Genomic DNA, 12,383 nt, shown 5'->3' on the forward strand with positions numbered 1-12,383 from the left:
GTGCGAAACGGTCTGTTTCGCACTGTCGTTAGCTTCATTTCATGCCCTGATAAAGACCATTTCGGAGTGTGAAAAAGCCTGTTTCAGGGTCTGAAACAGCCGTTATTGCAAGCCAAAAATCACCATTCCACGTCACAAAACAGCGTAACCTACAGATTGTCAGAAAGTTATGCATACCTCCTCAAAACTCGCGTATTTGTACGAAAAAATCTTTTGATTGATTTCATCGGCACTCTCGAAGAGTTGAGCCTCGGCCCGTTGCATAAATATATAACCGAGAATGAATATTTATGCAACACAATACGGGCTTTATATCTTTTAAATATTATTCCTTTGAAGAATAAATCCTATGTCGTATCTTTGCAAATGATATGCTGCGTCAGGCATGATAAGAACAGGCCACAGTCGCTTCCGTCGGCATTATCCTTACAGCCGGACGCATAGTGCATACTGATTATCAAATCACAAAAACAAGAAAAAATGAAAAAGCTGTTTATAACTTTGGCCTTCGCCGCAACTATGGCGGCAATGCCTTTCAGCACAACATGCGCACAGAACCTCGCCACTCAGGACGACGATGCCAAGTATGCCACCGAACTGCTCGAGACAGGCACCAAGGCGCCCGAATTCAGTCTGAAGACTCCGGAGGGCAAGACGGTGAGCCTGAGCGACTTCCGCGGCCATTACGTCGTGCTCGACTTCTGGGCTTCATGGTGCCCCGACTGCATAAAGGACATACCGAACATGAAGCGTATGTACGAGACCTACAAGGACCGCGGCATTGTATTCCTGGGCGTATCGTTCGACGACAACAAGGACAACTGGACCGCCATGATAAAGAAGCAGGGCATAAAGTACACACAGGTGAGCGAACTGAAGAAGTGGAAGACCACCGAAGTGTCGAAGGCTTACAAAATAAACTGGATACCGACACTCTATCTCATCGACAAAGAAGGCAAGGTGGTGTTGGGCACAGTGATGTCTGAGAAAATAGAGAAGGCGCTCGGACAGTTGTCGCCCGTATGCGAATAACGCCAACGGATGACGCCTACAACAGAACAGATTACCACGTGGTTCGACACGTTCAACCGTGACTACTTCGCCGACAGCTTGCCCCGCCCACGACTGTCGCTTGGACATTCGCGCACAAGGCTCGGCTCTATGTCGTGCAAACGCAGACGTACGCTCCTGGGATGGAATACCACCGGATTCGCCATACGTCTGAGCACATACTACGACTGCACCGAACGCGAATTGCAGACTGTGCTCCTGCACGAGATGATACATCTGTACATAGCGTGGAAAGGCATACGCGACGACGCGCCACACGGACGTGTGTTCCTCCGTATGATGAACGAGCTGAACACGCGCCACGGCTGGAACATCACAGTATCGACATCCATGCGCGGCCGGCAGACCACCGTGCCACGCAACGACAACCGTCCGCGACTCGTTCTCGCATTGGAGAACAGCCGCGGCGAATGTTTTCTGTCGGTGGTCAATCCGCGCCATGCCGTAAAACTGAAAGCGCAACTCGGGCGCGCCATCGACGTAAAACCGCGCGCCTGGTTTGTAAGCACCGACCCGTTCTTCGCCGATTTCACCACCGTACGCTCGCTGAGGGCACGCCGAGTAACGCGCACCATATTCGAGGAAAAGATAGCAGGCGGTAAAGCGATTGCAGTATAAACAGCAGCCATCATTATTTTATTCTCAAATCAATGACATAATTGTCATACAGGTGTAATAATAATCCGGTGCTCCAATATTCTATCAAAAACAATAATGTGCAGCCGGAATAAAAAACGTTATTTCCGACTGCACATTATGCTATACAACGAACACATCTTCAACTTCGGACTTACCGTCAATCCGAAAGATGCAGTTTTCCGTCATCAGGCACTTCCGGCACAGGCTTGGGACGTCCGTACAGCACCCGCTCCACATACTCCAAATACTGCTTTCTGAAATTCTCCATTGACCCGAACGCCTTCTCTATCATCTCGGGAAACGTCCACGTGTCAGGCCCGAAATCTGTACGTCCATATTCATAATGCCCGTTACGCTTAACACCGAAGTACTGATAAACCGTATCGTAAATACCTTCATCGTCCATGATCCTTACAATGAAGATGCTGTCGGTATTAAGCATCAGCTTCCGCACTTCACTGGTCCTTCTGTTCATACTATCCCTCTTAGCTGCATTATCCAGCGAATAATCCAAGCCATAACTATAATGTATAAGCGGATATTCCTTTCCACGGATATCTGCATACGTAAAAAGAGTATCATTTCCAGATATTCCTGCTTTTGAGGTATAAATATTCATTGTCTCAGCCGGCGAGATAAATGAAGCCTCAATCTCCAGTTCGAAGCGTTCGTCCCACTCCTTATGCCAGCACACCACCGGTATTTTCTTATACAGGTTGTACAAGTATTTGCTGACGTATTGCGAACTTCCAGAGCCTGAGCAGAAACAATCAGTAGGACATCCGAAACCGATTAATACGGTAAAAACGGCAAATACTACACTTTTACTCATAATTTTTCCAATATGAAATATTTACATTTACCATTTTTAAACGCTTCACCCATCTTTATAAGACCAAGACCTCCGCTGGGCTCCAACGTATTATAACCATTCTTGACATGACTACCACTTACTATTATTGTATCATGATATTGGTCGGAAAGTTCATCTTCGTGACTAAGATAATGACAAAATACAACTTTTTGCATCGCCAATGCGTTGTTCAACTGTAAATAAGTTGAAATCTGAGTAGCTTTGAAATATTTATTTAAGATAGACGACAGAACACTTTCATCATAAATAAAACGTTTCAATTCTGGCGACCAATACTTTTTCAAGTCATTGAACACGCTCTCAACACTTCTGTTTTCATTAAGCATGTATGAGGCATTTACAATAGAGCCTACTGTACACATGCCGTCTTCTACCGATACAGGAGAAATATTAGACGAACAGCCTAATATCTTATGACCGTCAGATACATAATCCCATCCATCCACATAGCCTCCTTTCCATTGATTTTTTTGTGATATAAGATAAAAATCTTCCACGGAGACAGGATGTTCTTTAGTTCCATAAGCATACCATGAATTTGCCCATATAGAATTACCATAAAGCGATGACGCCGCTACGTCTATATAACCAAAATCCTTTACATAACCGCCATGCCATACTCCCCATTTAACAAATTGATTGTAATCGGCAATCGTAATAGGATTAACAGCCTTACCATATCCGTTTTCTGAATTTGCGTTATATTCCTGTATGAATTCACTCACATTTATCGTGGAATCCCAATAGTTTTCCTGATATTCTGAACTGGTTGTTTTATTAACGGTTCTTACCCAATAATAATTCCCGTCAGAAGAATAATATCCAACTCCATGAGTAGACAGATAATCTCCATCATTTACTTTTGCAATATTCTGCTCCAATATATCTAAAGAAGCAAAACTCTTTTCTGATAATTTCTTTTTCATAATCTTAATGTTTTTAAATATGACATATTTAATATTCTCTCCTTTCACACTACCTCACACCTATATCAATTATCGAGTTTTTTCTATTTCATCACATTTCATTTTTTCCAACAAAGATAACCCAAGACCTGCCAATCCGCCATTTATAACAAAATCTGACATTTGTATATTTTGCTGTTTATCATCAACAAAATTATAAATGGAATAATCCGAGGGGAAAGGTATCGTAATCTTATCAAAATATAAAAGCTGCTGGCAAGCAATTCGAATAAACTGACTAACCTCAAGTTTTGTTTCAAGATAGTCTTCCATAGGCAAATAATCTAATAGATTCACATAATCTGACATTTTTCGTTTAAGTACATCAACAACTTGATGATAAATGATAACATCGGTAACATCATATACCCGTTCATCAAAAATACGCTTCAACAAAGAGGTTATCAGCTGTAAAATTCTACATATATTTTTATGTGAAACAAACTGTCCACAAACCATTCCAAGGAAGTATAATATTGAATTTATATGATAGAGTGAGAAAGTTCCTTTATAATTTTCAATTCCTTTTGTAATGAATAAAAAAATTTTATTGATACAATCAACCATATATGATGACTGACTGTTATGTTTAAATCTCTCAACAAAATACAATGACGAGCCTAACAATGAAATAGCAGGGTTGCATTCCATATGATTAAAAACTATTTTATCAATACTTGGTAATACCACGTCAGGTTCTCCTTCTAACAAATCGTCATTCAGCAACCTTCCAACCATCCAACCGACCCCAGCAAGTCCATTCTCAAAATCAAACGGTAAAGAAGGTGCAATGCGCATCATTCCGTCAAGCATATCATTGGCATAATCCTGATAATGCTCGTTTTCGGCATATTGTGCATATCTATATAAATATAACATTATCCCTGCCTTACCATTTACTAAGCCATTATTTTCCACGTGATATCCGTATACAACAAACATATTGGCTATAATCTGTAATATTTCTTTTATATTATTCATGATTACATTATGCTTCATTTCATTTACGTTTATATCCTATCACTTTTCTAAAAAAGTTCTCTAATTCATCAATGTGTTCATCAAAAGTAAATTTCTTACGGTGTCGAATGATGTTATAATGAATATTTTCAAGAATATGCCTGTTCTTTAATAGACTGATTAACTCATCTATCGTGTCATAAAACAATCCCATTCCATAATGTTCCACGTAACTACGCTGGGCGAAAATATGTCCTTCGTTTCGTTTCTGTATCATTGGCAACCCAGCTGCAACCATAGTACTTATGCGTGCAGGAAGATTCAAATCAGCCCAAGTTGCTCGTAGTAGAGTACCTCCGTTGAAACTGTCCACACAATGTAACCAACCTGCATCATATTGCGAAAATTCTTCAACCCATTTCGATTGCGGGCAATGCCGATGCACATGAAAATGATTGGGTGCTACACACCGAAACGGCTCAATCGCATATTTTTCTGACACCATATTCTCACTATATACATGAAGATGAATATCTGAAGCTGCAAGCATTTTTATATCATTGGGAGACAAACCTATAATCCGGCCTGATACAACAGTATGGATAGCCCCATCAGATTCTGATAACTTTGAAGATAATACTCCTTCAAAACACTCCGCTTTTGGCAGATCACCATCCAAGACCAACTCGAATTCATCTTTTGGTTCAGGCATAAATAACCCAAACCATCGTCTTATTTCATCATTTATATAAATACGGCCATCTGCATAATTGTACAGATCTATTAACTTGCTCCACAGACCGGATTTCATCGCCTCGTGAGGTCCTTCCTTGAAATGCCATATAAAAGGAATTCCTGTTTTTGCCATAAGGACCTCGTGCGCAAGTTCTATTGCAGATGTACTCAGTTGGGCATATATAATATCAGGACATATTTCACTAATACACTCATACCATCTATCACGTGGAATATCCTCAATGTGTCCAAAAGGCAAAGGTCCTACCGTAGAGTAGCAAAAACGTGGTTTCGCCCACAATCCATACAATCTATGCCCAGCTTCCTCAAATGCCATTATTCTTTCAGGATTATAAGCAAGTTCACCTACAATAAGTATTTTAAGTCCTTCGGGGGATACTTTTGGAGGTTTACGGTATTTCTCATATTCCAAGACCTCATCTATTATTTTATAATTTGAGGAACGGTAACGCAAGGGTACTGAAATATTATAATATGCTCTATATTTATTCAATCCTCCTCCAAACTTCTCACCGCATATTTTATGATGTTGCAATGGATGGTTCGTCCATTCACATGTAACCTTGCCTGTCGGAATAAATGTTCCACGACACATAAGTTTTCGCCAAAACAGATAAAATAAATCTTCAGATACACATTCTTCACGTTCAATCCACCGTTCAACAGTTTTTCGATGTCCCACTTGAGCCAATTGTAAGCAATAACCAGGTATTGCTCCCTTACAACTTCGTAATGAAATCACTCCAGCTTCTGCGGACGCATCAAACCTTATACCAGAAAAAGCCAACACAACCCGCTCGTCCGTCCAAAGTTTTTTTCCTAAACTCTCTAAATGTTCCACGTCAAAAAAATCGTCTGAAGGCAAATATGCCACATAATTATATCTCGCTACATTTAGTCCCTGATTCAAAGCAAACCCTAATCCTCTATTAATTTTATTATGAATATACGTTATCCTAACATCAGATAAATATGATTTCACAAATTCTTCTGTATTATCCGTACTACCATCATTAATAATTATCAATTCCCATCTATTACAAGTCTGTTTTAGAAGGCTTGCAATTGCTCTGCGTATAAACGCTGCTTGATTATAGGTTGGCATAATTACAGAAAACGCATATGTATCATTATATTTACTTTTCATACAAAATCATAAGGTTTAAGTCTGCAACAAATTTACAAAAAAGAAAAAGAAAACACACAAAGCCGTGTAATAAAATTTTATAAATACAGGATTTAACACATTATGCTAACCCATTCGGAAAAGACAGAAAATAACTGCACAAAACATCATAAATGCGCATCCACGGTGGCGTTTTGCACTTTTTTAAAGCCTTTAATTTTGATGATTATCAAAAACTTATTACTTTTGCAGCTGTTTGAGGCGTCGCTACGATGCCTGAAGGTGTTATGCGCCTGCTGACCATACACACCTGTCAAGAGACAGTTTAGACCACGACGACCTTGGACTAAATCAGTTTTGCCGACAGCAAATCGTTATTCAGCAAGACTATCATAATATGTTCTGAAAAATACATTCACGCTGCCGTGACATAAACCTCTCCCGACACATCGAATTAACAATTTATTAATACTATATTATGAGCTTGAAAATTGTTGTACTTGCCAAACAAGTACCCGACACGAGAAACGTGGGCAAGGATGCCATGACTGCCGAAGGAACAGTCAACCGTGCGGCGCTGCCTGCAATCTTCAATCCGGAGGACCTGAATGCACTTGAGCAGGCTCTGCGTCTGAAAGAGCAGAACCCGGGTTCTACCGTAGGAATACTGACCATGGGCCCTCCCCGCGCTGCTGAAATCATACGTCAGGGACTCTATCGCGGAGCTGATACAGGATGGCTGCTGACCGACCGTCTTTTTGCCGGAGCTGACACACTCGCCACATCTTATGCCCTTGCAACGGCCATAAAGAAAATTGGCGATGTTGACATCGTTATCGGAGGCCGCCAGGCTATCGACGGCGACACCGCACAGGTTGGTCCGCAGGTGGCACAGAAGCTGGGTCTCTCACAGGTAACATACGCAGAGGAAATACTGAAATGCGAAGACGGTAAGCTCACAATACGCCGCCACATCGACGGAGGCGTGGAGACTGTCGAGGCACCGATGCCTCTCGTCGTGACAGTAACGGGAAGCGCAGACCCGTGCCGTCCGTGCAACGCAAAACTGATGATGAAATACAAGCGCGCCACAGCGCCGATGGAACGTACCGCCGACAACAAATACAACTATCTGTATGAGGAGCGGCCTTATCTCACTCTGAACCAATGGTCGGTGGCCGACGTTGACGGTGATCCGGCTCAATGTGGACTCAGCGGCTCGCCTACAAAGGTGAAGGCCGTGAAGAACATTGTGTTCCAGGCTAAGGAAAGCAAAACACTGAGCAGCAGCGACACCGACATCGAAGGACTGGTGAAGGAACTGCTGGAAGAGAAAATTATAGGATAATATTCATCCGAAGCAGTAAAAAATAAAAGCTGCACGGCATACGGCAATACGGAAGACGCCGGATGCGCAGCTCAAAAGACAAACAAGAATATATGAACAACGTATTTGTATATTGCGAGATAGAAGGCACAACAGTAGCCGAAGTATCTCAGGAATTGCTCACCAAAGGCCGCAAGCTGGCCGACAAACTCGGTGTGGAACTCCATGCCGTAGTTGCTGGCACAGGAATCAAGGGCGAGGTGGAGCAGCAGATTCTGCCCTACGGTGTTGACAAACTCTTTGTTTTCGACGCCGAAGGTCTGTTCCCGTACACATCAGCACCTCATACAGACATTCTGGTGAACCTCTTCAAGGAAGAGCAACCGCAAATAGCGCTCATGGGCGCAACCGTAATAGGCCGCGACCTCGGCCCGAGAGTTTCCTCATCTCTGACAAGCGGACTGACCGCAGACTGCACACAGCTCGAGATAGGCGACTATGACGCCAAGGTGAAAGTGAACGGTGAGATGGTAAGCAAGCACTATGACAACCTGCTCTATCAGATCCGTCCGGCATTCGGAGGCAACATCGTGGCAACCATTGTCAACCCTGACCACCGCCCACAGATGGCTACCGTGCGCAGCGGAGTGATGCAGAAAGCTCTCTACGAGGGCAAGGCAAAAGAGGAAGTGGTTTATCCGGAAGTGGCAAAATATGTTTCTCCGGAGGCTTTCGTAGTGAAAGTGCTCGACCGCCACGTGGAAGCAGCAAAGCACAACCTCAAAGGTGCACCAATCGTTGTGGCCGGAGGCTATGGCGTAGGAAGCAAAGAGAACTTCGACATGCTCTTCAAACTGGCAAAGGAACTCCACGGTGAGGTTGGCGCAAGCCGTGCCGCTGTGGACGCAGGATGGATCGACCACGACCGTCAGATCGGTCAGACCGGTGTGACAGTACATCCGAAAGTGTACATCGCATGCGGTATCTCAGGACAGATTCAGCACATCGCCGGCATGCAGGACTCAGGCATCATTATCTCTATCAACAGCGATCCTGACGCTCCTATCAACAAGATTGCCGACTACGTGATCAATGGTACCGTTGAGGAAGTCGTTCCTAAATTAATCAAATATTACAAACAGAACAGCAAGTAAACAAAATGGCTAATTATTATACAGATCATCCGGAGTTCGACTTCTATCTCAATCATCCTGAGATGAAGCGTGTTGTCGAGCTCAAGGAGCGCAACTTCGAAGACAAGGACAAGTATGAGGACGCGCCAGTTGACCACGACGACGCCATCGAGAACTACAAAAACGTGCTCGAGATAACAGGCGACATCGCAGCAAACATTATCGAACCCAACAGTGAGGACGTAGACCTCGAAGGACCGCACCTCGTGGACGGACGCATGCACTACGCATCAAAGACATACGAGAACCTCGACGCCACACGCAAGGCAGGACTGTGGGGCATCTCAATGCCGCGCCGTTACGGCGGTCTTAACATGCCGATCACTCCCTACTCTATGGCTTCGGAGATTATCTCTGCCGCAGATGCCGGTTTCCAAAACATCTGGTCACTGCAGGATTGTATCGAGACTCTCTATGAGTTCGGCAGCGAAGAGCAGCGCCAGAAATACATTCCGCGCGTTTGTGCAGGCGAGACCATGAGTATGGACCTCACCGAACCGGACGCCGGTTCCGACCTGCAGCGCGTAATGCTCAAGGCTACATACAGCGAGAAAGACGGCTGCTGGCTGCTCAACGGTGTAAAACGATTCATCACCAACGGCGACTCTGACATACACCTTGTGCTCGCACGTTCTGAGGAAGGCACACACGACGGCCGCGGACTTTCAATGTTTATCTACGACAAGAACCAGGGCGGCGTGACAGTACGCCACATAGAGCACAAGCTGGGAATCCACGGTTCACCGACATGTGAGCTTGTTTACAAAAACGCAAAGGCAGAATTGTGCGGAAGCACACGTATGGGTCTTATCAAATATGTGATGGCTCTGATGAACGGAGCACGTCTGGGCATCGCCGCTCAGTCGGTAGGTGTGAGCCAGGCTGCCTACAACGAGGCTCTCTCATACGCTAAGGACCGTAAGCAGTTCGACACTGCCATCATTAAGTTCCCGGCTGTTTACGACATGCTCTCACGCATGAAGGCAAAGCTCGACGCAGGTCGCAGCATACTGTATCAGACAGCAAGATACGTCGACATATACAAAGCTCTCGACGACATAGCACGCGAGCGCAAGCTCACAGCCGAAGAGCGTCAGGAGCAGAAGAAGTACGCACGCCTCGCCGACGCCTTCACTCCGCTGGCAAAAGGTATGAACTCCGAGTACGCCAACCAGAACGCATACGACGCAATACAGGTTCACGGCGGTTCAGGATTCATCATGGAGTACAAGTGTCAGCGTCTTTACCGCGACGCACGCATCTTCTCCATCTATGAAGGAACAACACAGCTCCAGGTGGTTGCCGCAATACGCTACATCACCAACGGCACATACATGGGCATGATAAAGGATATGCTGGAGCACGAGGTTGCCGACAGCATGAAGGCACTCAAGGTGCGCGTGGCTCTCATGGCTGAGAAACTGGAAGACGCAGTGAACGCCGTGAAGGAAGCCGGAAGCCAGGAACTGCAGGACTTCGTGGCACGCCGTCTGTACGAAATGACAGCCGACACCATCATGTCGCTGCTCATCCTCGACGACGCTACACGTTCTCCGGAACTCTTCGAGAAGAGCGCCAACGTGTATGTACGCTATGCAGAGGCTGAGGTAAACGCTCACCACTCGTTCATAAAGAACCTGCGCGTAGAAGACGTAGAATATTATCGTCAGGCAGAAAAAGAGGCAGAGGCTGAAGCATAAGCCCGGACAACAATACAAGAAATAGCCGCTTTCCCATCCGAATGAGGAAAGCGGCTATTTTATTTGTGTATAACAGTTTTCTTATTTTTATATGATTGCCCGGCTGTTTTCACGTACCGGCGCAATCATTTATATATAGCGGTTCTATCATTATCATATAAGCGCTCAGCTGCTTTAATGCAGCAGTCCGGCTGTTTTATGCATACCGGCTCACACATAACATGAATATGTGAAGCCAAACGCGCACTATGATTACATGAAAAGACGCCCGCGCCACAACGCCGGGCATCATCAGGCCTTATGACTGTTTCTCTTCCTCAGCCTTCTGTTTTCTCAACATCTCGGCTTCGGCCAGCATATCCGTGCCAAGGTGAGTCACGCGCTCACGCTCCATACGCTCTCTCACCTCTTTCGGTTTGGTGGCATAGACAATCATTCTTATCGACTCGTCGTAGGTGACATAGTTCCACAACCAGTTGAGAAGCACCATGAGCTTGTTGCGTATGCCAAGGATGGAACGCAGATGAACCACAAGCCACAGCACCCATGCAAAGAAACCCTGCGAGTGGAACTTACCTATCTCAGCCACAGCCTTATTACGTCCCACTGTAGCCATGGATCCGAGGTTGTTGTATCTGAACGGTACGAGAGTATTCTCTTCGCCTGCCGCTATCTTCTTTATGTTACGTGCAAGATTTCTTGCCTGCTGTATTGCCACCTGCGCGAGCTGCGGATGACCGCCGGGATAGGCCGGATCTGTTGTCTGCAGACACTGGTCGCCGATGGCAAACACACCGTCCATGCCCTTCACACGGTTGTACTCATCCACAATGATGCGCTGTCCGCGTCCGAGATGATCGCCGTCTATACCGGTAACGGTGTTGGCTCTGACACCCGAAACCCATATGAACGTACGTGTAGGAATCTCCATTCCGTCTTTCATCACAACCTTACGGTCGCGATAGTCGGTCACCATCTTGCCAAGACAAACCTCCACGCCCATGCCCTCGAGGAATTCCTTTGCCTTCTGCGACGAGTCCTGCGACATGCCGGCAAGCAGACGGTCGCCGGCCTCGATGAGATAGATGTGCATCAGCGAAGCGTCCATGTCAGGATAGTCGTAAGGCAACACGTAGCGCTTCATCTGCGAGAGAGCACCCGCAATCTCCACACCGGTGGCACCACCACCTACAATCACCACATTGAGCAGCTCCTGACGCTCCTCCTCTGTGGCACACGTCAGCGCACGCTCCAGATTGCTCAGCAGCGCGTTGCGCAGTCCCATGGCTTCCGCCACGGTCTTCATAGGCATTGCCTCATCGGCTATATTGCTGTTTCCGAAGAAGTTGCTTGTAGTACCGGCAGCAAATACAAGATAGTCATACTCCATCTTTCCGATAGAAGTCTGGATGATTTTCTTCTCCGGAAAGACGGCACGCACCTCTGCCATACGGAAATAGAAGTCGTCCTTACCGCGGAATATCTTTCTGAAGGGGAACGATATGTGTCCGGGTTCGATGCCGGCCGAGGCCACCTGATATATCAGTGGCGGGAACTGATGATAGTTGTTCCTGTCCACCAGAACCACCTGCAGGCCAGAGTTGCGCAGCTCCATGGCGAGGCGCAGTCCTCCGAATCCTCCTCCGACAATCACAATACGTTTTTTCTCGTTTCTCTGAATATTGACACTCATAACACTTGACGTTTAAAGTTTTTCCATCCCGACACACACGGCCGGACTGTATTTTCTATGTTTCGATGGTGCAAAGATA

General features: G+C 45.6%; 10 protein-coding genes. 5 read left to right on the top strand and 5 right to left on the bottom strand.

Features of this window, described 5'->3' with window-relative positions; genetic code table 11:
- Positions 1-480: 480 nt before the first annotated feature.
- Both WKT13_RS03705 and WKT13_RS03710 read left to right on the top strand, forming a co-directional pair.
- Positions 481-1,032 carry a peroxiredoxin family protein gene (locus WKT13_RS03705; protein WP_340322889.1) on the top strand — a complete coding sequence of 184 codons (552 nt, stop codon included), beginning with the start codon at positions 481-483 and terminating at the stop codon, positions 1,030-1,032.
- Positions 1,033-1,041: 9 nt separating this feature from the next.
- Positions 1,042-1,689 (top strand): SprT-like domain-containing protein, encoded by a 648-nt coding sequence (locus WKT13_RS03710; protein ID WP_340322890.1) that lies wholly within the window; start codon positions 1,042-1,044, stop codon positions 1,687-1,689.
- A 178-nt stretch (positions 1,690-1,867) separates the two neighbouring features.
- Here WKT13_RS03710 and WKT13_RS03715 read toward each other — a convergent pair whose 3' ends face one another.
- From WKT13_RS03715 to WKT13_RS03730, 4 genes are all read right to left on the bottom strand, one after another.
- A complete protein-coding gene (locus tag WKT13_RS03715) occupies positions 1,868-2,542 on the bottom strand; it encodes a hypothetical protein (RefSeq protein ID WP_340322891.1) in 675 nt (224 codons plus the stop codon).
- Positions 2,539-3,510 (bottom strand): hypothetical protein, encoded by a 972-nt coding sequence (locus tag WKT13_RS03720; protein WP_340322892.1) that lies wholly within the window; start codon positions 3,508-3,510, stop codon positions 2,539-2,541. The genes WKT13_RS03715 and WKT13_RS03720 overlap by 4 nt, the downstream gene beginning before the upstream one ends.
- A 69-nt stretch (positions 3,511-3,579) precedes the next feature.
- Entirely contained in the window at positions 3,580-4,548 is a 969-nt protein-coding gene (locus WKT13_RS03725) for a hypothetical protein (RefSeq protein ID WP_340322893.1), read from the bottom strand.
- Position 4,549: 1 nt separating this feature from the next.
- Positions 4,550-6,412 carry a glycosyltransferase family 2 protein gene (locus tag WKT13_RS03730; RefSeq protein ID WP_340322894.1) on the bottom strand — a complete coding sequence of 621 codons (1,863 nt, stop codon included), beginning with the start codon at positions 6,410-6,412 and terminating at the stop codon, positions 4,550-4,552.
- Between the two features lie 457 nt (positions 6,413-6,869).
- On the opposite strand from WKT13_RS03730, the gene WKT13_RS03735 reads away from it, so the two are divergent.
- The 3 genes from WKT13_RS03735 to WKT13_RS03745 all read left to right on the top strand — a co-directional run bounded on the left by WKT13_RS03735 (position 6,870) and on the right by WKT13_RS03745 (position 10,611).
- Entirely contained in the window at positions 6,870-7,739 is an 870-nt protein-coding gene (locus tag WKT13_RS03735; RefSeq protein WP_340322895.1) for an electron transfer flavoprotein subunit beta/FixA family protein, read from the top strand.
- Positions 7,740-7,831: 92 nt separating this feature from the next.
- Entirely contained in the window at positions 7,832-8,872 is a 1,041-nt protein-coding gene (locus tag WKT13_RS03740) for an electron transfer flavoprotein subunit alpha/FixB family protein (protein ID WP_340322896.1), read from the top strand.
- 5 nt (positions 8,873-8,877) lie between these two features.
- Positions 8,878-10,611: an acyl-CoA dehydrogenase family protein gene (locus WKT13_RS03745; protein WP_298618663.1), complete on the top strand. Its 1,734-nt coding sequence runs from the start codon at positions 8,878-8,880 to the stop codon at positions 10,609-10,611.
- Between the two features lie 298 nt (positions 10,612-10,909).
- On the opposite strand, the gene WKT13_RS03750 is transcribed toward WKT13_RS03745, so the two are convergent.
- Positions 10,910-12,304, bottom strand: coding sequence for an NAD(P)/FAD-dependent oxidoreductase (locus tag WKT13_RS03750; protein ID WP_298618665.1), 1,395 nt, complete (start codon positions 12,302-12,304; stop codon positions 10,910-10,912).
- Positions 12,305-12,383 lie beyond the last annotated feature (79 nt).

Source organism: Prevotella sp. HCN-7019, from assembly GCF_037890215.1.
Taxonomy (GTDB): Bacteria; Bacteroidota; Bacteroidia; order Bacteroidales; family Bacteroidaceae; genus Prevotella.

What these genes read in the sequence shown, in the direction of transcription:
- WKT13_RS03705 (WP_340322889.1), top strand. Translation starts at nt 481, where the DNA reads ATGAAAAAGCTGTTTATAACTTTGGCCTTCGCCGCAACTATGGCGGCA.
- WKT13_RS03710 (WP_340322890.1), top strand. Translation starts at nt 1,042, where the DNA reads ATGACGCCTACAACAGAACAGATTACCACGTGGTTCGACACGTTCAAC.
- WKT13_RS03715 (WP_340322891.1), bottom strand. Translation starts at nt 2,542, where the DNA reads ATGAGTAAAAGTGTAGTATTTGCCGTTTTTACCGTATTAATCGGTTTC.
- WKT13_RS03720 (WP_340322892.1), bottom strand. Translation starts at nt 3,510, where the DNA reads ATGAAAAAGAAATTATCAGAAAAGAGTTTTGCTTCTTTAGATATATTG.
- WKT13_RS03725 (WP_340322893.1), bottom strand. Translation starts at nt 4,548, where the DNA reads ATGAAGCATAATGTAATCATGAATAATATAAAAGAAATATTACAGATT.
- WKT13_RS03730 (WP_340322894.1), bottom strand. Translation starts at nt 6,412, where the DNA reads ATGAAAAGTAAATATAATGATACATATGCGTTTTCTGTAATTATGCCA.
- WKT13_RS03735 (WP_340322895.1), top strand. Translation starts at nt 6,870, where the DNA reads ATGAGCTTGAAAATTGTTGTACTTGCCAAACAAGTACCCGACACGAGA.
- WKT13_RS03740 (WP_340322896.1), top strand. Translation starts at nt 7,832, where the DNA reads ATGAACAACGTATTTGTATATTGCGAGATAGAAGGCACAACAGTAGCC.
- WKT13_RS03745 (WP_298618663.1), top strand. Translation starts at nt 8,878, where the DNA reads ATGGCTAATTATTATACAGATCATCCGGAGTTCGACTTCTATCTCAAT.
- WKT13_RS03750 (WP_298618665.1), bottom strand. Translation starts at nt 12,304, where the DNA reads ATGAGTGTCAATATTCAGAGAAACGAGAAAAAACGTATTGTGATTGTC.